15 protein-coding genes and 1 tRNA gene are annotated in these 23,010 nt (G+C 70.1%); 14 read left to right on the top strand and 2 right to left on the bottom strand.

The window, feature by feature from the left end:
• The first annotated feature begins 6 nt into the window (after window positions 1-6).
• From IMZ11_RS07880 to pyk, 5 genes are all read left to right on the top strand, one after another.
• On the top strand, window positions 7-897 hold the full coding sequence (locus tag IMZ11_RS07880) for a hypothetical protein (protein WP_228639054.1): 891 nt from the start codon (window positions 7-9) through the stop codon (window positions 895-897).
• A 368-nt stretch (window positions 898-1,265) separates the two neighbouring features.
• Entirely contained in the window at window positions 1,266-5,807 is a 4,542-nt protein-coding gene (gene gltB / locus IMZ11_RS07875; RefSeq protein WP_228639052.1) for a glutamate synthase large subunit, read from the top strand.
• 72 nt (window positions 5,808-5,879) lie between these two features.
• Window positions 5,880-7,346 carry a glutamate synthase subunit beta gene (locus IMZ11_RS07870; RefSeq protein ID WP_228639049.1) on the top strand — a complete coding sequence of 489 codons (1,467 nt, stop codon included), beginning with the start codon at window positions 5,880-5,882 and terminating at the stop codon, window positions 7,344-7,346.
• 189 nt (window positions 7,347-7,535) lie between these two features.
• On the top strand, window positions 7,536-9,356 hold the full coding sequence (locus IMZ11_RS07865; protein ID WP_305075856.1) for a S8 family serine peptidase: 1,821 nt from the start codon (window positions 7,536-7,538) through the stop codon (window positions 9,354-9,356).
• A gap of 213 nt (window positions 9,357-9,569) precedes the next feature.
• On the top strand, window positions 9,570-11,000 hold the full coding sequence (gene pyk / locus IMZ11_RS07860) for a pyruvate kinase (RefSeq protein ID WP_228639047.1): 1,431 nt from the start codon (window positions 9,570-9,572) through the stop codon (window positions 10,998-11,000).
• A gap of 230 nt (window positions 11,001-11,230) precedes the next feature.
• On the opposite strand, the gene IMZ11_RS07855 is transcribed toward pyk, so the two are convergent.
• Window positions 11,231-12,649 carry an amidase gene (locus IMZ11_RS07855; RefSeq protein ID WP_228639045.1) on the bottom strand — a complete coding sequence of 473 codons (1,419 nt, stop codon included), beginning with the start codon at window positions 12,647-12,649 and terminating at the stop codon, window positions 11,231-11,233.
• A 297-nt stretch (window positions 12,650-12,946) separates the two neighbouring features.
• Between IMZ11_RS07855 and IMZ11_RS07850 the strand changes: the two genes are divergently transcribed.
• The 5 genes from IMZ11_RS07850 to IMZ11_RS07830 all read left to right on the top strand — a co-directional run bounded on the left by IMZ11_RS07850 (window position 12,947) and on the right by IMZ11_RS07830 (window position 18,447).
• On the top strand, window positions 12,947-13,354 hold the full coding sequence (locus tag IMZ11_RS07850; protein ID WP_228639043.1) for a YciI family protein: 408 nt from the start codon (window positions 12,947-12,949) through the stop codon (window positions 13,352-13,354).
• Entirely contained in the window at window positions 13,351-14,505 is a 1,155-nt protein-coding gene (locus IMZ11_RS07845) for an RNA polymerase sigma factor (protein ID WP_228639041.1), read from the top strand. The genes IMZ11_RS07850 and IMZ11_RS07845 overlap by 4 nt, the downstream gene beginning before the upstream one ends.
• A gap of 136 nt (window positions 14,506-14,641) precedes the next feature.
• A complete protein-coding gene (locus IMZ11_RS07840; protein ID WP_228639040.1) occupies window positions 14,642-16,423 on the top strand; it encodes an ABC transporter ATP-binding protein in 1,782 nt (593 codons plus the stop codon).
• Window positions 16,420-18,249, top strand: a complete 1,830-nt coding sequence (locus IMZ11_RS07835; protein WP_228639038.1) for an ABC transporter ATP-binding protein — start codon at window positions 16,420-16,422, stop codon at window positions 18,247-18,249. Before IMZ11_RS07840 ends, IMZ11_RS07835 begins: the two co-directional genes overlap by 4 nt.
• Before the next feature lie 30 nt (window positions 18,250-18,279).
• Window positions 18,280-18,447 (top strand): hypothetical protein, encoded by a 168-nt coding sequence (locus IMZ11_RS07830; protein ID WP_228639036.1) that lies wholly within the window; start codon window positions 18,280-18,282, stop codon window positions 18,445-18,447.
• Window positions 18,448-18,588: 141 nt separating this feature from the next.
• Here IMZ11_RS07830 and IMZ11_RS07825 read toward each other — a convergent pair.
• A tRNA-Leu gene (locus IMZ11_RS07825) sits at window positions 18,589-18,663 on the bottom strand.
• Between the two features lie 138 nt (window positions 18,664-18,801).
• On the opposite strand from IMZ11_RS07825, the gene IMZ11_RS07820 reads away from it, so the two are divergent.
• The 4 genes from IMZ11_RS07820 to IMZ11_RS07805 all read left to right on the top strand — a co-directional run bounded on the left by IMZ11_RS07820 (window position 18,802) and on the right by IMZ11_RS07805 (window position 23,008).
• Window positions 18,802-19,380 (top strand): ANTAR domain-containing response regulator, encoded by a 579-nt coding sequence (locus IMZ11_RS07820; RefSeq protein ID WP_228639153.1) that lies wholly within the window; start codon window positions 18,802-18,804, stop codon window positions 19,378-19,380.
• Window positions 19,381-19,607: 227 nt separating this feature from the next.
• Complete coding sequence (locus tag IMZ11_RS07815; RefSeq protein ID WP_061252405.1) at window positions 19,608-20,792, top strand: branched-chain amino acid ABC transporter substrate-binding protein; 1,185 nt, start codon at window positions 19,608-19,610, stop codon at window positions 20,790-20,792.
• A 102-nt stretch (window positions 20,793-20,894) separates the two neighbouring features.
• Window positions 20,895-21,863 (top strand): branched-chain amino acid ABC transporter permease, encoded by a 969-nt coding sequence (locus IMZ11_RS07810; protein WP_061252406.1) that lies wholly within the window; start codon window positions 20,895-20,897, stop codon window positions 21,861-21,863.
• A complete protein-coding gene (locus tag IMZ11_RS07805) occupies window positions 21,860-23,008 on the top strand; it encodes a branched-chain amino acid ABC transporter permease (protein ID WP_228639034.1) in 1,149 nt (382 codons plus the stop codon). Before IMZ11_RS07810 ends, IMZ11_RS07805 begins: the two co-directional genes overlap by 4 nt.
• The last annotated feature ends 2 nt before the right edge of the window (window positions 23,009-23,010 follow it).

Genomic DNA, 23,010 nt, shown 5'->3' with positions numbered 1-23,010 from the left:
GCGCCAGTGCCATCGGAACGCTGGACCAGCGACACCCTGGCGGAGCTCGGGTTGAGCGTCATCCAGCAGCGGCTCGTCATCGGCGTCGGCTCCGTGGTGGCGGTCATCGCCGCCGCGCTCGGCCTGACGCTCGTGATCAACATGATCGGGGGCAGTGACGTCGCCCCCGCGCGGGCGGGCTCCGGGTCCCTGGGCGGGACCCGGCCCGGTGACTACCAGTCCTGGCGGTCGCTGAAGCAGTTCACCCCCATCGCGGACCGCAAGGCCGACTCCAAACCCCTCACTCTGCAGGAGCTCTTCGGGGCACGCAGCCTCAAGTCAGGGAAGATCACGCTCAGGCGGGCCGGGGTCCACCTCGACGCGGGATGCCGCACCGCCGTCTGGGGCGCCGACCTCGTCGAGGAGCTCTCCGACGCGGGATGCACGCAGATCGCGCGCGGCCTCTACACGAGCGCCGACGGCGTCTACGTCGCCCAGTACGCCATGCTCAACCTCGCCGACGTCAAGGCGGCCGACGCCCTGGTCGAGAGCCTGGAGACGCTGCACCTGGGCGGCTGGACGCTGCCGATCGAGTCGACCAGGGTGAAGTTCGGCGACTACACCGAGTCCAGCGGCCTGGCGATGGGACACTACGTCGGCCTGGTCTGGATCGGCCGGGCCGACGGCGCCGAGCCGGGCGCGGGAGACGACTTCGTGACGCTCGGCCTGGCCGTACGCGAGGTCGAGCGCGCCCTCTACCGGCGTGTCGTCGCCGTCGCCGGGGTCCCCTCGGTCACGGTCAAACCCTCGCCGGGGGAGGAGACGGCCCAACCCGCCGAGCCGACCCCCACGGACCCGGGCGCCACGGGATCCACGACATCCGTGGTGCCCCCCTCCCCGACGCCGGCGCCCCAGTAGGGCCCGGCCGCGGGAGGGTTTGCCATCCACGATGGATACCGAAATATCGGCTTGAATCATGCTGTTGTAGTGTAAAAACCGGTCAGCCGGGATACGGACGTGATCGACTGCCGTGCTCAAGGGGGAGCGACGCGGCGGCGCACTCACGGTCCCACCGCAACGAAGCGGTCTCCCCGGCAGGTGAAGCGCCCGCCGCCGTGCTCACTTTTCTCCGCCTTTCTCCGCCCGATTCGACACGTGAAGATTCGCGAAGCGGACCTGGTTGGGACTAATCGGGCAGCATGCGGTAATCTTTGACGCACCTATCACCGCAGCAGGGCCAACGTCGTCCCTCTGTTTCGAGCAGAAGATGACGACGGGAGGGATTCATGCCTGCTGCCCGCTTTGGCCGTCCTGGGGGCTTTCCCGAGCCTCAGGGCCTGTATGACCCCGCGAACGAGCACGACGCCTGTGGCGTGGCCATGGTGGCGGACGTCGCCGGCCGCCGCAGCTACGACATCGTCGCGAAGGCCCTGACCGCGCTCCGCAATCTCGATCACCGGGGGGCGAGTGGCAGCGAGCCGGACACCGGTGACGGCGCCGGCATCCTGACGCAGATCCCGGACGCGTTCTTCCGCGCGGTCGTGGCCGAGTCGGGCTGGCAGAGCCCTCTCCCGGCCGAGGGCGCGTACGCCGCCGGCCTCGCGTTCCTCCCGTACGACGAGCAGGCCCGCGGCGTTGCCGTCAGCCTGATCGAGGAGATCGCCGCCGAGGAGGGTGTCACCGTCCTGGGCTGGCGTGACGTGCCGGTGGACGCCGCCCTCCCCGGGGCCAGCGCCCGCGCCGTCATGCCCCACTTCGCGCAGCTCTTCATCACCTCGCCGAACGGCGAGACCGGCATCGCCCTCGACCGGCTGGCCTTCGCCTTCCGCAAGCGGGCCGAGCACGAGGCCGACGTCTACTTCGCCTCGCTGTCCAGCCGGACCGTCGTCTACAAGGGCATGCTGACCTCGCTGCAGGTCGAGCCGTTCTTCCCCGACCTGTCCGACGAGCGCTACGCCACGGCGATCGCCCTGGTCCACTCGCGGTTCTCCACCAACACGTTCCCCTCGTGGCCGCTCGCCCACCCCTACCGGTACATCGCGCACAACGGCGAGATCAACACCGTCAAGGGCAACAGGAACTGGATGCGCGCCCGCGAGGCGATGCTGGCCAGCGGCCTGATCCCCGGTGACATGGAGCGGCTGTTCCCGATCTGCGACCCGGACGGCTCGGACACCGCGTCGTTCGACGAGACGCTCGAACTGCTCCATCTGGGCGGCCGGTCGCTCCCGCACGCCGTGCTCATGATGATCCCGGAGGCGTGGGAGAACCACACCGAGATGGACCCCGTGCGGCGGGCGTTCTACGAGTTCCACTCCACCCTGATGGAGGCGTGGGACGGGCCGGCGTCGATCACCTTCTCCGACGGCACGCTCGTCGGCGCCGTGCTCGACCGCAACGGCCTGCGCCCCGGCCGGTTCTGGGTCACCGACGACGGTCTGGTGGTCCTGGCCTCCGAGGCGGGCGTCCTGTCCGACATCCCGCAGGAGAAGGTGGTCCGCAAGGGTCGTCTCCAGCCCGGCCGGATGTTCCTGGTCGACACCGCCCGGGGCAAGATCATCGAGGATGACGAGATCAAGGCCGAGCTCGCCGCGGCCGAGCCGTACGCCGAGTGGCTGCACGCGGGCCTGGTCCGCTTCGAGGAGCTGCCCGCCCGCGAGCACGAGCACCCGACGCACGAGGCGCTCGTCAAGCGGCAGCAGACCTTCGGCTACACGGAGGAGGAGCTGCGGATCATCCTCTCCCCGATGGCCCGCAGCGGTTACGAGCCGATCGGCTCGATGGGCACCGACACGCCCGTCGCCGTGCTGAGCGAGAAGCCGCGTCTGCTCTTCGACTACTTCAGCCAGCTCTTCGCCCAGGTCACCAACCCCCCGCTCGACGCGATCCGCGAGGAGCTCGTCACCTCGCTGCAGTCGACCATCGGCCCCGAGGGCAACCTGCTCGACCCCGGCGCGGCCTCCTGCCGGCGGCTCGTCCTGCCCTACCCCGTGATCGACAACGACGAGCTCGCCAAGATCGTCCACATCAACGACGAGGGCGCGCTGCCGGGCTTCCAGCCGTACGTCGTCTCGGGCCTGTTCCACGTGGGTGGCGGCGGTGACGCGCTGCTTCGCCGGCTGCGGGAGATCCGCGAGGAGGTCTCGCGTGCCATCGAGGATGGCGCGCGGATCATCGTGCTGTCCGACCGAGGCTCCTCCCGCGAGAAGGCGCCGATCCCGTCGCTGCTCCTCACCGGCGCGGTGCACCACCACCTCATCCGGGAGAAGTCGCGCACCCGCGTCGGCCTGGTCATCGAGACCGGCGAGGCCCGCGAGTGCCACCACATGGCCCTCCTGATCGGGTACGGCGCCAGCGCCGTCAACCCGTACCTCGCGATCGAGACCGTCGAGGACATGATCGAGACCGGGCAGCTCGCCGGGATCGAGCCGCGGGCCGCCGTGCGCAACCTCATCAAGGCGTACGGCAAGGGCGTCCTGAAGGTCATGTCGAAGATGGGCGTGTCCACGGTCGCCTCGTACACCGGCGCGCAGATCTTCGAGGCGCTCGGCCTCGGCGCCGAGGTCATCGACGAGTGCTTCGCCGGGACCACCTCCCGGCTGGGCGGCGTCGGCTTCGACGTCCTCGCCCGCGAGTCCTTCGAGCGGCACCAGCGGGCCTACCCGCGCGCGGAGAACGCGCACCGGCGTCTGGAGGTCGGCGGCGAGTACCAGTGGCGCCGCGAGGGTGAGCCGCACCTGTTCAACCCGACCACCGTCTTCAAGCTCCAGCACGCCACCCGCACCAGGCGCTACGAGATCTTCAAGGAGTACACCTCCCTGGTCGACGGCCAGTCCGAGCGGCTCATGACGCTGCGCGGCCTGTTCCGGCTCCGTCCGGGCGCTCCCGTGCCGATCGAGGAGGTGGAGTCGGTCGAGTCCATCGTCAGGCGGTTCTCCACCGGCGCAATGTCGTACGGCTCGATCTCGATGGAGGCGCACGAGACCCTCGCCATCGCCATGAACCGGCTGGGCGCCAAGTCCAACACCGGCGAGGGCGGCGAGGACCCCGAGCGGCTGCACGACCCGGCCAGGCGCAGCGCGATCAAGCAGGTGGCCTCCGGCCGCTTCGGCGTGACCAGCGAGTACCTGGTCAACGCCGACGACCTGCAGATCAAGATGGCCCAGGGAGCCAAGCCCGGCGAGGGCGGCCAGCTTCCCGGCCACAAGGTCTACCCGTGGATCGCCAAGACCCGGCACTCCACGCCCGGTGTCGGCCTCATCTCGCCGCCGCCGCACCACGACATCTACTCGATCGAGGACCTGGCCCAGCTCATCCACGACCTCAAGAACGCCAACCCGCGGGCCCGCGTGCACGTGAAGCTGGTGTCCGAGGTCGGGGTCGGCACCGTGGCCGCGGGCGTGTCCAAGGCGCACGCCGACGTCGTGCTGATCTCCGGCCACGACGGCGGCACCGGCGCCTCGCCCCTGACGTCGCTCAAGCACGCCGGTACGCCGTGGGAGCTCGGCCTGGCCGAGACCCAGCAGACCCTGCTGCTCAACGGCCTGCGCGACCGCATCGTCGTCCAGGCCGACGGTCAGCTCAAGACCGGTCGTGACGTGATCGTCGCCGCGCTGCTCGGGGCCGAGGAGTTCGGCTTCGCCACCGCGCCCCTCGTCGTCTCCGGCTGCGTCATGATGCGGGTCTGCCACCTGGACACCTGCCCGGTGGGCGTGGCCACGCAGAACCCTGAGCTGCGCAAGCGGTTCAGCGGCAAGCCCGAGTTCGTGGTGAACTTCTTCGAGTTCATCGCGCAGGAGGTCCGCGAGTACCTCGCCCAGCTCGGCTTCCGCACGCTCGACGAGGCCATCGGCCACGCCGAGATGCTCGACACCACCGAGGCGGTCGGCCACTGGAAGGCGGCGGGTCTCGACCTGGCGCCGATCCTGCACCAGCCGGAGCTGCCCGCGGGCACCCCGCTGCACAAGATCGTCGACCAGGACCACGGTCTCGACCGGGCCCTGGACAACACGCTCATCCAGCTCGCCGAGGGCGCTCTGGAGTACGGGGACAGGGTCACGCTGGAGCTGCCCATCCGCAACGTCAACCGTACGGTCGGCACGATGCTCGGCCACGAGGTGACCAGGCGGTACGGCGGGGCCGGACTGCCCGACGGCACCATCGACGTGACCTTCACCGGTTCGGCGGGCAACTCGTTCGGCGCCTTCGTGCCGCGCGGCATCACCCTGCGGCTCACCGGCGACGCCAACGACTACCTCGGCAAGGGCCTGTCGGGCGGCCGGCTGGTCGTCCGGCCGCACGCGGACGCGCCGTTCGAGGCCGAGACCCAGGTCGTCTCCGGCAACGTCGGCCTGTACGGGGCCACCTCCGGCGAGGTGTTCGTCCGCGGCGTGGTGGGCGAGCGGTTCTGCGTGCGCAACTCGGGTGCCACCGCCGTCGTCGAGGGCGTGGGCGACCACGGCTGCGAGTACATGACCGGCGGCCGGGCCGTCGTCCTCGGACCGACCGGCCGCAACTTCGCGGCCGGTATGTCGGGCGGCGTCGCGTACGTGCTCGACCTCAACGCCGAGCGGGTCAACCGCGAGATGGTCGAGATCGAGCCGCTGACCGACGAGGACGCCGAGTTCCTCAGGGAGATCGTGGAACGGCACCTCGCGGAGACCGGATCGACCGTCGCCAAGGGGCTGCTGGCCGACTGGGACGCCGCCCTGCCGCGGTTCGGCAAGATCATGCCGACCGACTACAAGCGGGTGCTCCAGGCGGCGGAGGCCGCCAGGCTCGAAGGCCGCGACATCGACGAGGCCGTCATGGCCGCCTCGCACGGGTGACGCCGATGAACAACCACCGGGCCGTCATGGGCCGCGACACGTCCACCGCACACGGATAAGGGGGGTACACCGATGGCTGACCCGAAGGGTTTCCTCACGCACGACCGCGAGCTGCCGGCGCGCCGCCCGGTCGATGTGCGTATCCGCGACTGGCGGGAGGTCTACGAGGACTTCCCCAAGCCCGCGCTGACCAAGCAGGCCGCACGCTGCATGGACTGCGGCATCCCGTTCTGCCACAACGGCTGCCCGCTCGGGAACCTCATCCCCGAGTGGAACGACCTGGTGTACCGGGACGACTGGCGTGAGGCGATCGAGCGGCTGCACGCCACCAACAACTTCCCGGAGTTCACCGGGCGCCTGTGCCCGGCTCCGTGTGAGGCGGCCTGCGTCCTCGGCATCAACTCCGACCCCGTCGCGATCAAGCGGGTCGAGGTCGAGATCATCGACCGCGCCTTCTCCGAGGGCTGGGTCACCCCCCAGCCTCCGGAGGCGAAGACCGGCAAGCGCGTCGCCGTGGTGGGCTCGGGCCCGGCCGGCCTGGCCGCCGCCCAGCAGCTCACCCGCGCCGGGCACGACGTGGTCGTGTTCGAGCGGGCGGACCGGATCGGTGGCCTGCTCCGCTACGGGATCCCCGAGTTCAAGATGGAGAAGCGGCACGTCGACCGTCGTCTGGAGCAGATGGAGGCCGAGGGCACCGAGTTCCGCACCGGGGTGAACGTCGGTGCGGATGTCACGGTCGCCGAGCTGCGCGAGGAGTTCGACGCGATCGTGCTCGCCGGTGGGGCCACCGCCTGGCGTGACCTGGCGGTGCCGGGTCGCGACCTCAAGGGCGTCTACCAGGCCATGGAGTACCTCCCGCCCGCGAACCGTGACATGGCCGCGTCGCCGATCTCGGCCGAGGGCAGGCACGTCGTCGTGATCGGCGGCGGCGACACCGGCGCCGACTGCATCGGTACGGCGATCCGCCAAGGGGCCGCCTCGGTCACCCAGCTGGAGATCATGCCGCAGCCGCCGGCGGCCCGTCCCGACTCCCAGCCGTGGCCGACGTACCCGATGTTGTTCAAGATGGAGAGCGCGCACGAGGAGCTGGAGGCCGGCGCGGGCGACCGGGTCTACGCGGTCTCCACCACGGAGTTCCTCGGGGACGAGGACGGCAACGTCCGGGCGCTGCGCCTGGTCGAGGTCGAGGGGCCCGCGAACGGGTTCCGGCAGGTCCCGGGCAGCGAGCGGGAGATCCCCGCCGAGCTGGTCACCCTCGCGATGGGCTTCGTCGGCCCGGAGAAGGGCCCGCTGCTGACCGGTCTGGCCGCGCTCGCCTCGCGCGACTTCTTCGACCCGCGTGGCAACGTGGCCCGCGGCACCTCGTACGAGACCGCCGTCGACGGCGTCTTCGCCGCCGGTGACATGGGCCGCGGCCAGTCGCTGATCGTCTGGGCGATCGCGGAGGGCCGCTCGGCCGCCGCCGCGGTCGACGAGTACCTCACCGGGCGCACGGCTCTGCCGGTCGCCATCCCTCCGACGGCGCGCTCGCTGGTCTGAGGCCCGTACGACAGGCGTGGTCACGCGGTCTCCGGCCGCGTGACCACGTCTATTGTTGTGGGCCGGAGCTCGTCTCTTGCCGTCCGCCACTGGCGAAAACCGGACAAAACGGGTATCTCCACTATGGTCGGTGGTGTGCTCTCGCTGTCAGGCCCCGCCGGAACGCGCGGGCCGGAACGAGGAGGGTCGTTGAACGTACGGGGACGTCTCGCCGCGGCGGTCGTGTCGGTGGCGCTGGCGGGTACGGCGTGTTCGGCGGCCGGTCCCGAGGCCGGTGACGCGCGACCGGAGCACGCCTCCGCGACGAGATCGACGGGACGCCCCGCCGCCGGGCCGAAGGGGCAATACCTCGTCTTCTACGCCGAAGGCGCCCGGGACGCGGCGGTGCGCGCGGTCACGGACAGCGGCGGCGTCATCACGAAAGAAGAGGCCAAACTCGGCTACCTCCTGGTCAGGACCTCCGCCCCGGAGAAGATCGGCGCCAGCCCCGCGGTCGTCGGCGTCACCCCCGACCGCCCGATCGGCGAGGCCGCCGCGCTCCCGGCCGTCCGGCCCGTGGCCGCGCCTGAAACCTCTGGGACCTCCGGGTCCTTCAGGATGCCCGGGGCTTTCTGGACTTCCGGTGCGTCGGGTGCTTCCGGGGCTTCCGGTGCCTCAGGGGCTTCCGGTGCCTCAGGGGCTTCCGGGGCCGTCACGCGGACCGGAACCGGGAGGGCGCCGGCCACCACCCGCGCGGCCACCCTGGCCGACCCGCTGTCCGGCCTCCAGTGGGACATGAAGATGATCGGCGCCACCGCCGACGGGTCGTACGCCACGGCCCGGGGCGCCCGCGTGCTCGTCGGCGTCATCGACACCGGGATCGACGGGAAGCACCCCGACATCGCGCCCAACTTCAACCGCGCGCTGAGCCGCAACTTCGTCATCGACCGGCCCAAGGACCCGAACGGCAAGACCTTCGACGGTCCCTGTGAATACAAGGGCTGCAAGGACCCCGTGGACGTGGACGACGACGGCCACGGCACGCATGTCGCCAGCACGATCGGCTCCCCGCTCAACGGCGTCGGCGTCGCCGGGGTCGCCCCCGAGGTGTCACTGGTCAACCTCCGGGCGGGCAGCGACTCCGGTTACTTCTTCCTCAAGCCCACCATGGACGCCCTGACGTACGCCGCGGACAACGGCATCGCCGTGGTCAACATGAGCTTCTACGTCGACCCCTGGACGTTCAACTGCGCGAATAACCCCAAGGACTCGCCCGCCGAGCGGCTCGAGCAGCGCGGAATCGTCGAGGGCATGCGCCGTGCCGTGGCCTACGCGCGCGGGCACGGCGTCACCCTGATCAGCGCCATCGGCAACAGCGCCACCGACCTGGGCCATCCGGTGAAGGACACCGCGAGCCCCGACTATCCGCTCGGCACCGAGCGTGAACGCAAGGTCGACAACACCTGCCTCAACGTGCCGGTCGAGTTGGAGGGCGTCATCTCGGTCTCGGCGGTCGGCCCCACGGAGCGCAAGGCGGCCTACTCCGACTACGGCGTCGAGCAGACCGACATCGCCGCTCCCGGCGGCGACCTCTTCGCCAAGGACGCCGGGCTCAAGGGCGTGCGCAGGGAGATCCTGGCGGCGGTCCCGACGAAGCCGCTGCGCAAGAAGGGGCTCATCGACGAGCGCGGGATTCCCGTGGATCCCTCCGTGCTCCGGGACTGCGTACGCGGGGTCTGCTCCTACTACCAGTACCTGGAGGGCACCTCGATGGCCGCGCCGCACGCCACCGGCGTCGCCGCGATCATCATCGGGCGCTTCGGCAGGCCGGGCAAGGGCGGCCTGCAGATGGACCCCGCCGAGGTCGAGCGGATCCTGTACGCCACGGCGGTCAGGAAGCCCTGCCCCGAGCCCCGCGCGTACAAGTACGCCAAGAACGACGTCCAGACCTGCGAGGGAGGCACGGCGCACAACGGCTTCTACGGCCGCGGCGTCGTGAGCGCCTCCAGGGCCGCGACGTTCACGCGCTGACGGAAATTCGGGTGGCCGTCCCCGGGATTGGGTACCCTGTGCAGCGCACGCGCCATGCCGGGCGGCGCCGCGACGGCGGGCGACGGGCCCCGGCACCACCCCCGTACGCGGGGCGATCGGGACACCTGGATGAGCGCGTTATGTCATTGACAATTTGGCCACAGCTCCATGCGTCGTCACAATCAAGTGGTCTGTACCAATTAGGCTAGGACCGTGAGTCGTCGAGCAAAGATCGTCTGTACCCTTGGCCCCGCCACCTCCTCGCCGGAGCGGCTGCGCGAGATCATCACCGCCGGCATGGACGTGGCCAGATTCAACCTCTCGCACGGCAGCCACGAGCTGCACAAGGAGGTGTTCGACCGGGTCAGGGCCGCCTCCGCCGAGGTGGGACGTGCCGTAGGCGTACTCGCCGACCTCCAGGGGCCCAAGATCCGTGTCGGCCGCTTCGCGTCCGGTCCGGTGCGCCTCGGCTTCGGAGACGTCTTCACGATCACGACCGAGGACGTCCCCGGTGACCGCGACATCGTCTCCACCACGTACTCCGGGCTGCCCGGCGACGTGAAGGCGGGCGACACGATCCTCGTGGACGACGGCCGCCTCCACCTGGAGGTGACGGCCGTGGACGGTCCGCGCGTGGTCACCCGCGTCGTCATCGGCGGCATGATCTCCGACAACAAGGGGCTCAACCTCCCCGGTGTCGCGGTCAGCGCGCCCGCGCTCACCGAGAAGGACGAGAAGGACCTGCGCTGGGCGCTGCGCACCGGTTTCGACATGATCGCGCTGTCCTTCGTGCGCTCGCCCCACGACGCCGAGATCGTGCGCGGGATCATGGAGGAGGAGGGCGTTCACCTCCCGCTGCTCGCCAAGATCGAGAAGCCGCAGGCCGTCGACTGCCTCGAAGAGATCGTCGACGCCTTCGACGGCGTCATGGTCGCCCGTGGAGACCTCGGCGTCGAGCTGCCGCTGGAGCAGGTGCCGATCGTCCAGCGCCGCATCATCGAACTGTGCCGCGACAAGGCCCACCCGGTCATCGTCGCCACCCAGATGCTCGACTCCATGATGAGCGCCCCCAGGCCGACCCGGGCCGAGGCGTCCGACGTCGCGTACGCCGTGATGGACGGCGCCGACGCCGTCATGCTCTCCGGCGAGACCTCCGTCGGCAGCTATCCGGTCGAGTCGGTCTCCACGATGGCCCGCATCTCCACCGCGGCCGAGAGCGCCACGCTGCACGCCACGCACACCCTGGAGCGGCTGCCCGAGACCACCGGCGGCGCCATCGCCAGGGCCGCGGCCGAGGTCGGCGCCATCGTCGGCGCCAAGGCGCTGGTCGCGTTCACCATGTCGGGCGAGACCGCGCGGCGGCTGGCGCGCTACCGCTCGCCGATCCCGCTGCTCGCCTTCACCTCCAACCCGCAGGTTCGCGGCCAGCTCGCGCTGACCTGGGGCGTCGAGACCTTCGAGGTGCCGTTCGTGCACCACACCGACGACATGGTGCGCCAGGTGGAGGCGTCGCTGCTCACGCTCGGCGACTTCGAGAAGGGCGACAAGATCGTGATCGTGGCCGGTTCCCCGACCGGGACGCCGGGCTCGACCAACTTCCTCCGCGTGCACACCATCGGCTCGGCGGTCGCCCACCCCCGCTGACCGGCGCGGCGAACCGGGCCTGCGTACTGCCGCGAGCGCGCGGGTCGCGGCCCCTCTCGGCCGCATTCCAGTGGCACCCGGAGACGACCGGTCGCCACGGCCGCCACGTCCGCGCCGGCTGCGCGGACGTGACGGCCGTCGTGTACGGCGTCTTCGAGCAGGAGCAGACCCCGCGGTCGGGTCTGCTGGTTGACGGCACAGGCGATCGGGAGTGCCGACCGCGCCGCAGGTCAACTCCTCCCGACGAAGAAGGCGGGGGTTCGCCGGTGCCAGGGCATGGCCTGTTCCAGCTGGGAGGAGATCTGGAACAGCAGGTCCTCGCGGCCGTAGGGGGCGACGAGCTGGACGCCGATCGGCAATCCGTTCTCGCTCTGGCCGAGTGGCAGGCTGATCGCCGGGTGGCCGGAGACGTTGAAGACCATCGTGAACGGCCCATAGTCGAACATCGAGTCCAGCCACGTGGCGAAGGTGTGGCCGGGGTCGTTGTAGCGCAGGGTGCCGTGGCGCGCGGGCAGGCGTCCCAGCGTCGGAGTGATCAGCAGGTCGTGCCCGGTGAGGAACGCGGCCACCGATCGGGTGACGCGGTTCTGCGCGTCGAAGGCGTTCATCATGTCCATCGCCGTGTACGCGTCGGCCACTTGTAACAACCGCCGGGAGACCGCCTCCAGGTGGTCGGGGTCGGGTCGCCGAGGCGCCCGAAGCACCGTTGAGGCGATCGCGACGCCTTCGGCCGTCGCGCTCGTCAGCACATCGTCCCAGTCGAGTTCGGGACGGGCGAAAGTGATGGCATGGCCCAGCCGTTCCAGCAGATGCCCGGCCTGGACGGTCGCCGCGGCCACCTCGCTGTCCACTCTCGCCCCCGACCAGGCCTCGGTGGTCACCGCCACCCGCAGTGAGCCGGGGTCGACGCCCAACTCCTCGGCGTACCGGCGGCTCGGGGGAGGCGCGGTGTACTTGTCGCCGATGCCAGGCCCGTGTACGGCGTCGACCAGGTGGGCGGCATCGCGGACGGTGCGGGTGAGCCCGAACTCATACGCCATGCCGAGCATCGGCTCGCCCATGCCGGGACCGCACGGGACCCGGCCCCGGCTCGGCTTGAGCCCGACCAGCCCGCAGCAGGAGGCGGGAATCCGGATGGACCCGGCGCCGTCGCTGGCGTGCGCGAGCGGGACGGCACCGGCCGCGACCAGGGCCGCGGCGCCGCCGCTCGATCCGCCGACGCCGCGATCGCGATCCCAGGGGTTGCGGGTGGGGCCGTACCTGAGGGATTCGGTGGAGAAGCTGAGCACCATCTCCGGCACGGTGGTGAGGCCGAGCGTGACCAGCCCGGCGGCCCTGAAGCGGGTCATCAGGTCGGTGTCGCGCTGGGCGAGGATGCCCGGCAGCGCCCGGCTGCCGAGAAAGAACGGCACGCCCTCGGCCACCGGCCCGTGGTCTTTGATCAGGAACGGCACCCCGGCCAGCGGGCCGTCCGCGACGTGGCCGAGCGCGGGATCGAACGGGGGTAGCGCCAGCCCGTTCAGTACGGCGTCCGCGGTCGCGATGGCCTCTCGGGCGACGGCCTCGACCTCGGCGCCGGTGACCTCGCCCGCCTTGATCAGGTCACGGAGGCCGATGGCGTCAAAGCCCGCGTATTCGTGAATTCTCATGATGAGTCCTTGCTCTCGCACATCGATGACTGGGGGGTGGTCGGCGACCATCCCCTTGGCGGAATCGATGTGCTACTACGCTCGGAACATCAGGTTCATCGTGGCAGCCGCGGGCACGGCGGTCGAGCGATTTACGGGCTCGGCAGGCCGACGGAGTCGCCATCGGGGCCGGTGAAGGCGGCACTTGGGCGGCACCTGGAAATCGGCACGCTTCCGGGTGTCGAGAATGTGGCGCCGGCTCCGTCCCAGGGACACGAGTGGCCACGACGGGCCGCGCGACGAAGAAGGAGAACCACGATGAAGTACCTGCTGCTGAAGCACTACCGAGGTGGCCCGGCCCCCGCCGTCGACTGGGCGCCGATGGATCAATGGACGCCGGAGGAGGTCGACGCGCACATGCAGTACATGCGCGACTTCGCGGCCCGCTTGGAGGAGACGGGTGAGTTCGTCGACGGACAAGCGCTGGCACCCGAGGGCGCGTTCGTGCGGTACGACGGCGAGGGGCGCCCACCGGTGACCGATGGTCCGTTCGCCGAGACCAAGGACCTCATCGCCGGCTGGATGGTCATCGACGTGGAGTCCTGGGATCGCGCGGTCCAGCTGGCCGGGGAGCTGTCCGCCGCTCCCGGCGCCGGCGGCGAGCCGATCCACGAGTGGCTCGAGGTTCGACCCTTTCTCACCGAGCCGCCCACGGTGACCGAGTGAACGAGTCGCTGCTGCGGGAGCTCGTGCCCGCGGTGATCGGTGTCCTTGTCCGGCGCGGAGCCGACTTCGCGCCGGCCGAGGATGCCGTGCAGGAGGCTCTGATCCGGGCGCTGGAAACCTGGCCGGACGATCCACCGCGCGACCCGAAGGCATGGCTCGTCGCGGTCGCGTGGCGCAAGTTCCTCGACGCCGCCCGTGCCGAGGCGTCGCGGCGGGGGCGGGAGCTCGCCGTGGAGGTCGAGCCTCCCGCCGGTCCGGCGCCCGCCACGGACGACACGCTGCGGCTCTACTTCCTGTGCGCGCACCCGACCCTGCCGCAGGGCTCGGCCGTCGCCCTGACGCTGCGCGCGGTCGGTGGCCTGACCACGCGGCAGATCGCGACGGCATACCTCGTCCCCGAGGCGACCATGGCGCAGCGGATCAGCCGGGCCAAGCGGCGGATCGCGGGGCTGCCGCTCGACCAGCCCGGCGATCTGGGGACGGTGCTGCGCGTGCTCTACCTCGTCTTCAACGAGGGGTACGGCGGAAGCGTCGACCTGGCGGCCGAGGCGATCCGCCTCACCCGCCAGCTCGTCGCCCTGACCGACGAGCCCGAGGGCGCGGGGCTGCTCGCCCTCATGCTGCTGCACCATGCGCGCCGCGCGTCTCGCACCGGCCCGGGAGGTCGCCTGGTGCCGCTTGGTGAGCAGGACCGATCGCGCTGGGACACCGGCCTGATCGCCGAGGGGGTGACGATTCTGCAGGCCGCGCTGGCCCGCGACCGGCTGGGCGAGTACCAGGCACAGGCCGCGATCGCCGCCCTGCACGCGGACGCCCGGAGCGCCTCCGAGACGGACTGGGTGCAGATCGTGGAGTGGTACGACGAACTGCTGCTCCTCACCGGCAGCCCGGTGGTCCGACTCAACCGCGCGGTGGCGGTCGGGGAGGCAGACGGACCGCGGGCCGGCCTGGCGGCGCTGGCTGACGTGAACCCCGGCCTGCCCCGTTACGCCGCGGTGACGGCATACCTGCACGAACGCGCCGGCGACCTCGAGCACGCCGCCGAGCTGTATGCCGAGGCCTCCCGCGCCGCTACCAGCGTGCCGGAGCGTGACCACCTCACCCGGGAGGCCGCACGGGTGCGGCAACTGCTGCGCGGCCCCGTGAGCTGACCCCGCCGCGGGGTCGCGGGTCTGTCACCGGGCATCCCAGGAGGTGGCGGAAAACCCCTTGATCGGGCATGACTTCCTGGGCAACCATGACGGGAGCGAACCATCCCCCGTCAGGTGAGGAGTGTTACGCCCGACCATGCCCCCACACGCCGGTTCCACCTCCGACGCTCGACGATCCTCGTGGAACTCCCTGTGGCGGCTGAGGTCCTATCTGCGCCCCTACACCCGCCCGCTGGTCGTCTCGTGGGTGGCCGCCGTCCTCGGCATCGCGGCCGGCATCCTGACCCCGCTCGTCGGCAAGGAGATCATCGACGGTCCCGTGGCGCACGGCGACCAGGGCGCGCTGCTCCCGCTCGGGCTGCTCGCGCTCGTGCTCGGCGCGGCCGAGGCCTTCCTCACCTTCCTGCGCAGGTGGTCCCAGGCGGCACCGGTGCTCGGCCTGGAGACGGCGATCCGCGACGATCTCTACCGCCACCTGCAACGCCTGCCCATGCGCTTCCACGACGAGTGGCAGTCGGGGCAGCTGCTCTCCCGCGCGACCACCGACCTGTCCACGATCCGCCGGTTCCTCGGGTTCGGCGTCCTGTTCCTCGTCATGAACGTCCTCCAGCTCACGACCGTGATCGTGGTGCTCCTGCGGATGTACTGGCCGCTCGGCCTGCTCGTGGCCGGGTCGGCGATCCCCGTCGTCATCCTGTCGATGCGCTTCGAGAAGGGCTACATCCGCATCTCACGCCAGGTCCAGGACGAGCAGGGCGACCTCGCGACCTTCGTCGAGGAGTCCGCCCTGGGCATCCGCACGATCAAGGCGTTCGGGCGGCGGCGCCACGTGGCCGCGACGTACGACGGCCTGGCCGGGAAGGTCCACCACACCTCCCTCGCGAAGGTGCGGCTGTCCTCCCGGTTCTTCACGTTCCTCGAAGTGGTGCCCAACGTCACGCTCGCCATGGTGCTGCTCCTCGGCGCGCTCGCCGTCGGCGGCGGCGGACTGACCCTGGGCACGCTGGTGGCCTTCACCACGCTCGTCCTCCAGCTCGTCTGGCCGGTCACCTCCCTCGGCTACATCCTCGCGATGGGCCAGGAGGCCATGACGTCGGCCGACCGGGTCGTCGAGGTGCTCGACACCATGCCCGAGATCGTCGGCGGCTCGGACACCGTCGCCGCCCCGCGCGGGCACCTGCGGTTCGAGGGGGTGGAGTTCCGGTTCCCCGGCGCCGACCGGCCCGTGCTGCGCGACGTCTGGCTCGAGGTGCGCCCGGGGGAGACCGTCGCCGTCGTCGGTGCGACCGGCTCGGGCAAGACCACGCTGACCGCGCTCGTGCCGCGGCTGGTCGACGTCACGGCCGGCCGGGTCACCGTCGACGGGCACGACGTGCGCGACCTGTCCCTCCCGTCGCTGCGCTCCGTGGTCGCCACCGCCTTCGAGGAGCCCACGCTGTTCTCGATGAGCGTCAGGGAGAACCTCACCCTCGGCCATCGGGACGCCACCGACGACGATGTGCGCGCGGCCCTGGAGATCGCCCAGGCCGGCTTCGCGTACGACCTGCCCTGGGGGCTGGACACCCGCATCGGCGAGCAGGGCATGTCCCTTTCCGGCGGCCAGCGGCAACGCCTGGCCCTGGCCCGCGCGGTGCTCGGCAAGCCCAAGATTCTCGTCCTCGACGACACCCTCTCGGCGCTCGACGTGGAGACCGAGGCGCTGGTCGAGGAGGCGCTCCGCGGCGTCCTCGCCGACGCCACCGGGCTCGTCGTCGCGCACCGGGCGTCCACCGTGCTGCTCGCCGACCGGGTCGCGCTCCTGCGGGAGGGCACCATCACCCACATCGGCCGGCATACCGACCTGCTGTCCGAGGTGCCCGAATACCGGGCACTCCTCGCCCAGGACGCCGAACTCGACCCGGAGGAGGCGCTCCAGTGAGCGAGGGAGTCGCGGGAGACACGTGGCGCGGGGTCGCCGCGGAGGACAAGGACCAGCTCTCCGACACGGTGTCGCTCCTGCTGCGCACCCGGTCACGCCGGTTGCTCGGCGACCTGCTACGCCCGCACAGGCGGCAGATGGCGCTGCTGTTCGCGATCATCGTGCTGTCCAGCGGCGCCGGGCTCGCCATCCCCTATCTCGTCGCGGCCGGCATCGACGACGGCATCCCGCCGATGTTGCGCGACGACGGAAGCGGCACGCTGCTCGTCATCGTCGCGGCGATCGTCACGGCCGCGCTGATCCAGGCGCTCACCCGGCAGGCGTTCCTGCGACTTTCCGGCCGCATCGGGCAGGACATCCTCCTCGAACTCCGCCGCCGCGTCTTCGACCACTTCCAGAAGCTGTCCCTGTCGTTCCACGAGAAGTACACCTCGGGCCGGGTCATCTCCCGGCTCACCTCCGACATCGAGGCGATCGCCGAGCTGCTCGCGTCCGGCCTCGACGGTCTGGTCACGGCGGTGCTGACCCTCGTGGGCACCGCGGTCATGCTGCTCGTGCTCGACGCGCACCTCGCGGTGGTGGCGTTGCTGCCGCTGCCGCTGCTGCTGTTGTTCACCCGCTGGTTCCGGCGCGAGTCCGGCCTCACCTACCGCCGGACCAGGGAGGCCGTCGCCCTGGTCATCGTCCACTTCGTCGAGTCCATGACCGGCATCCGGGCGGTCCAGGCGTTCCGCAGGGAGCCGCGCAACCAGGAGATCTTCGAGCGGCTCAACGACGACTACCGCGACGCCAACATGCGGGCCGCCCGCATCGTCGCCATCTTCATGCCCGGCATCAAGCTGATCGGCAACGTGACCGTGGCGGCCGTCCTGCTGTACGGCGGGTGGCTCGCGCTGCACGACGCCGTCACCGTCGGGGTGCTGGCCGCCTTCCTGCTTTACCTGCGCCAGTTCTACGAGCCCATGCAGGAGATCAGCCAGTTCTACAACACCCTGCAGTCCGCGGGGGCGGCCCTGGAGAAGTTGTCCGGCGTGCTGGAGGAGGAGCCCGCCGTCGCGGAGCCCCGCCGTCCCGCCGCTCTGCCGTACGCCAGGGGGTCGGTACGGTTCGACGGCGTCGAGTTCTCCTACACGGGCGGCACCCCGGTCATCCCCGCCCTCGACCTGGAGATCCCGGCCGGGCAGACCGTGGCGGTCGTCGGCACCACCGGCGCGGGCAAGACCACGCTGGCCAAGCTGATCTCCCGGTTCTACGACCCGGTGGCCGGACGCGTCCTGCTCGACGGGGTGGACCTCCGCGACCTCGACGAGGCCGTGCTGCGCCGTTCGGTGGTCATGGTCACCCAGGAGAACTTCCTGTTCACCGGGACGGTCGCCGACAACATCAGGTTCGGCCGTCCCGAGGCCGGTGACGAGGACGTCGTCGCCGCCGCGCGGGCGATCGGGGCCCACGACTTCATCGCCGCGCTGCCGGACGGTTACGACACCGAGGTGGGCAAGCGCGGTGGCCGGATGTCGGCCGGGCAGCGCCAGCTCGTCGCGTTCGCCCGGGCCTTCCTCGCCGATCCGGCCGTTCTCATCCTGGACGAGGCGACCTCCAGCCTGGACGTGCCCAGCGAGCGACTCGTCCAGCGGGCACTACGCACCATCCTCGCCGACCGGACCGCCGTGATCATCGCGCACCGGCTGTCCACCGTCGAGATCGCGGACAGGGTCCTGGTCATGGAGAGCGGCCGCGTCGTGGAGGACGGCTCGCCGGAGCGGCTCATCGGCGGATCGGGCCGCTTCGCCCGCCTGCACCGCGCGTGGGTGGACAGCCTCGCCTGATGCGGCCCCGGCTACGGCCACCGACGATCGTTGATCTTCGACGCGAACGTCCCGCTCTACGCGGTCGATGAGAGCAGTCCCTTCCACAAGCCGTCACTCGCCTGGCTGGAGGGGGCGCTGAACGGCCCCGCCCGCGTCGGCCGGTTTCCCGGGCTCATCTGGCACAGTCCGCTCATTGCAGCCGGGTCCTCCGTCTGAGTCGGCTGCGAGGCGTGAAACCGCCCGTTGAGGCCCGACTCGAGCAGCCGGAGAAGGGTGTCGGCGTGTGCCGCAGTCGCAACACGCCCTCGATCGTGCCGAGCGGAACCGACGGTTTCGGCTCAACGCGACTGATGAAAGTGCCCCGGGTGGGACTCGAACCCACACTGTACGGGTTTTGAATCCGCTCCCTCATGCCAATTGGGGTACCGGGGCTTCAATCCGGACTCTATATGACTCGTCCGGACCCGTCGCTTTGGAGCCTAGTGGATGACTGATCACCCACACGACCCCAGGCGTGGTCCTACTGTAGTGGACATCGGTAACCTCTTGTGCGTGACTACGCAGCGGCGAGTGGTGATCGCGGAAGACGAGGCCCTGATCCGCCTCGACCTCAAGGAGATGCTGGAGGAGGACGGCTACGCCGTCGTCGGGGAGGCCGGTGACGGGGAGACAGCGGTCAAGAAGGCCATGGAGCTGCGCCCCGACCTGGTGATCCTCGACGTGAAGATGCCCGTGCTCGACGGGATCTCGGCCGCCGAACGGATCGTCTCCGAGCGGATCGCGCCCTGCCTCATCCTCACCGCGTTCTCGCAGCGCGACCTGGTCGAGCGGGCCAGGGACGCGGGCGCCATGGCGTACCTGGTGAAGCCGTTCACCAAGGGGGACCTCGTCCCGGCCATCGAGATGGCCATCAGCCGCCACGAGGAGATCGCGGCTCTGGAGAAGGAGGTCTCCGGACTCTCCGAGCGGCTGGAGACCCGCAAGCTCGTCGAGCGGGCGAAGGGCCTGCTCATGGCGCAGCACGGGTGGACCGAGCCGCAGGCGTTCCGCTCGATCCAGAAGGCGTCGATGGACCGTCGCATGAGCATGCGGCAGGTGGCCCAGATCGTGGTGGACGAGGGGCAGGCGGACACTCAGCCGGAAGCGTGAACATACCGGAGAGTAACCGACCGGATCGTCTGAGCGCGGGACGAGGCCGCTGGTAGAGGGCATGTTCGGCGCTGATGTTGAGGAGTTATTACGACTCCGCAACCAGATGCGGACGGTTCTGATGCATTCCTGTTCGTGGGGCCCTTGAACTATGTACGTTTCCAACATTCGATCGGGACGGTTCGGCGGAGCTGACGAATCCCGGGCCTGGATGAAGGAGACACTTCATGATCCGCATTGCCTCACTCGGGCGCGTGCTGGCCATCGCGGCTGCTGCCAGCCTTGCCTTGACGGCCTGTGGCGGTGGCACGGAGTCGGACGGCGGTGGCGACAGCGCCGCTCCGACCACGCTCAAGATCGGCTTCATGGGCGACCTGTCCGGCGAGAACTCGGGCATCGTCATCCCGCCGAGGAACGGCGCGCAGCTCGCTGTGGAGCAGTACAACGCCAAGAACCCCAAGGTCAAGGTGGAGATGATCCCCTATGACAGCCGGGCTGACGCGACCGTCGCCGTGGGTCTGGCCCAGCAGGCGATCAAGAAGGACAAGGTCGTGGCCATGGTCGGCCCGGCGTTCTCCGGGGAGTCCAAGCAGGTCGGCCCGGTGCTCGAGGAGGCCAAGATCCCGAGCATCTCCGCCTCGGCGACGAACGTCGACCTCGCGAACCAGGGCTGGAAGTTCTGGCACCGCGTCGTCCCGAACGACGGCGTCCAGGGCCCGGCCATCGCCGACTTCATCGTCGGCGCGGCGGCGGCCAAGAACGTCGTCGTGGTCGATGACAAGTCCGAGTACGGCAAGGGCCTCGGCGACGCGGTCCGCGGCCAGCTCAAGACCAAGGGCGCCACGGTCAGCGACGACGCGCTCGACCCGAACGCCACCGACTACTCCTCGACGGTCACCAAGATCTCGGCGACCAAGCCGGACGCGATCTTCTTCGGCGGCTACTACGCCGCGGCCGGCAAGCTGCTCAAGCAACTCCGGGACAAGGGTGTCACGGCGAAGTTCTTCTCCGCCGACGGCTCCCTTGACAAGGGCCTCATCGAGGGCGCCGGCGCCGCGCAGGCCGAGGGCGCGCTCATCGGCTGCCCGTGCCGCATCTCCACCGCGACGGAGACCGACGAGAACGTCAAGAAGTTCGCGGCGGACTACAAGACGAAGTTCGGCGCCGACCCGCTGATCTACGCCACCGAGGGCTACGACGCTATGACGGCGTTCCTCAAGGCGATCGAGTCGGGTGCCACCACCGCTGAGGCGATCAACGACGCGGTCGGCAAGTCCGACTTCGACGGGGTCTCCAAGCACGTCAAGTTCGACCCGAACGGCGAGCCCTCGGCGAAGTCCATCTACATGTACGAGGTCAAGGGCGGCGAGATCGGCCTGCTGGGCGACACCACGACGGCCAAGCTCAGCTAACCGTCGTCGACGGTCACCGACCAGGTAATGAGGGGGCGGGGACGCCACAGCGACCCCGCCCTCTGTGTTATCGCGTGAAGGCTCCCCTGAAAGCGAAACCTCGTGTTCGATAATCTCCTCGGTTCCTTCTGGCCGTACACCATCGACGGCCTGGTCCTCGGCGCGATCTATGGCCTCGTCGCCCTCGGCTACACGATGGTCTACGGCGTGCTGCGGCTCATCAACTTCGCCCACTCCGAAATCTTCATGATCGGCACCATGGCGTCGGCGTTCGTCGTGATGTCGATGGGCCTGACCCACCCGCTGACCGGCTTCGCCCTCGTCGGCGGCCTGCTCCTGATGATCCTGGTGGGCGGCTTCGCCTCGGCGGGGTCGGCCATGCTGCTGGAGCGCATCGCCTACCGCCCGCTGCGCAAGCGGGGAGCCTCCCGCCTCGCCGCCCTCATCTCCGCCATCGGCGCCTCGCTCTTCCTGCAGGAGCTCTTCGCCCTGGTGATCATCCCGCACGCCTTCAACCGTCCGGAGCAGGGCCGCAACCAGATGGGTGTGGCTCGCATCATGGACAAGGACGTGCTGTTCTCCATCGGCGGCGCGGACGTCCGGGTCGACCAGCTCCTGATCTTCGTGGCGGCCATCGGCATGATGGTGCTGCTCGACCAGGTGGTCAACCGTACGAAGATCGGCCGCGGGATCCGCGCGACCTCGCAGGACCCGCAGACCGCGATGCTGATGGGCGTGGACATCGACAAGATCGTGCGGGTGACGTTCCTGATCGGCGGTCTGATGGCCGGCGTCGCGGGCGCGCTGTTCGTGCTCCAGTTCGAAGTCACCAAGTTCTCCATCGGCTTCCTCCTGGGCATCAAGGCGTTCACGGCCGCGGTGCTCGGAGGCATCGGCAACCTGCGCGGTGCGCTGCTCGGCGGTCTGTTCCTCGGCCTGATCGAGAACTACGGCGCAGCGGTCTTCGGGTCAGGATGGAAGGACGTCATCGCGTTCTCGGTCTTGGTCCTCGTCCTGATGTTCCGGCCCACCGGCATTCTCGGTGAATCTCTCCAGCAGGCGCGCGCATGAGCTCGAACTCCATGATCACAAATGGCAGGAACGCCTTCGGGGCGTTCGTCGACGGCGTGCGCGGCCGGTGGGCGACGGCCCCCGGCTGGCAGCGCTGGACCATCTACATCCTCCTGATCGTCGGGGCGCTGCTGCTGCCGTCGGAGTCGATCGGCGGCTTCATGTCGCCGTACAACGACTGGGCGAGCATCCTCTTCTTCCCGATCGGCACCTACATCGTCCTGGCCATCGGGCTCAACGTCGTGGTGGGCCAGGCCGGCCTGCTCGACCTCGGGTACGTCGCGTTCTTCGCCATCGGCGGTTACCTGATGGCCATCCTCGGCACCAGGATGGGGCTGAACTTCTGGGAGATCCTCGTCGTGGGGGTCCTCCTGTCGGCAGCCTCCGGTGTGGTCCTCGGCGCGCCGACCCTGCGGCTGCGGGGCGACTATCTCGCGATCGTCACGCTCGGCTTCGGTGAGATCGTCCGCCAGACGGCGGAGAACACCGACGCCATCGGAGGTCCCCGCGGCATCGCCGGCATCCCGCACCCGCCGAACATCGACGGGATCGAGCTGTTCGGCGTGCAGATCTTCCACTACGGCGTGCTGGACCCGCGGCCGTACTACTACCTGCTGGTCGCCCTCGCCGTGCTGATCATCGTCTTCGTGAAGCGGTGGGAGCGCAGCCGGGTCGGCCGCGCCTGGGCCGCCATCCGCGAGGACGAGGACGCCGCCGAGGTCATGGGCGTGCCGACGTTCAAGTTCAAGCTCCTGGCCTTCGCGATCGGCGCGGCGATCGGTGGCGCGATGGGAGTCGTCTGGGCGGCCAAGACGATCTCGATCAACCCGAACGACTTCCTGTTCATGTTGTCGGCCACCATCGTCGCGGCGGTGGTCCTGGGCGGTTCGGGCAACGTCCCCGGCGTCATACTCGGCGCGTTCCTCGTCGCCTGGCTGCCGGAGCGGTTCCGCGGCCTGTCGGACTACCGGATCCTGGTGTTCGGCGCCGCCCTCGTCGTGTTGATGATCTTCCGTCCGGAGGGCCTGCTGCCGTCGCGTCGCCGAAAAGCCGAACTGGCGGAGGGCACCGGAGGCATGGGCGCGCTGGGCGCCGAGGTCCCCGGTCCGGAGGACCAGCCCGCGGGTGAGGGAGTGGCCAAGTGAGT

The sequence above is a fragment of the Microtetraspora sp. AC03309 genome, assembly GCF_020826795.1.
In the GTDB taxonomy this organism is placed as follows: Bacteria; Actinomycetota; Actinomycetes; order Streptosporangiales; family Streptosporangiaceae; genus Microtetraspora; species Microtetraspora glauca.
The sequence above is the reverse complement of the archived record's forward strand: the minus strand, read 5'-3'. Positions and strand labels throughout refer to the sequence as shown.

Bases quoted from the DNA above. Each gene is read 5' to 3' on its own strand.
- IMZ11_RS07855 (WP_228639045.1), bottom strand. From the start codon at position 12,649: ATGAGAATTCACGAATACGCGGGCTTTGACGCCATCGGCCTCCGTGAC.
- IMZ11_RS07850 (WP_228639043.1), top strand. From the start codon at position 12,947: ATGAAGTACCTGCTGCTGAAGCACTACCGAGGTGGCCCGGCCCCCGCC.
- IMZ11_RS07805 (WP_228639034.1), top strand. From the start codon at position 21,860: ATGAGCTCGAACTCCATGATCACAAATGGCAGGAACGCCTTCGGGGCG.
- IMZ11_RS07815 (WP_061252405.1), top strand. From the start codon at position 19,608: ATGATCCGCATTGCCTCACTCGGGCGCGTGCTGGCCATCGCGGCTGCT.
- IMZ11_RS07870 (WP_228639049.1), top strand. From the start codon at position 5,880: ATGGCTGACCCGAAGGGTTTCCTCACGCACGACCGCGAGCTGCCGGCG.
- gltB (WP_228639052.1), top strand. From the start codon at position 1,266: ATGCCTGCTGCCCGCTTTGGCCGTCCTGGGGGCTTTCCCGAGCCTCAG.
- IMZ11_RS07840 (WP_228639040.1), top strand. From the start codon at position 14,642: ATGCCCCCACACGCCGGTTCCACCTCCGACGCTCGACGATCCTCGTGG.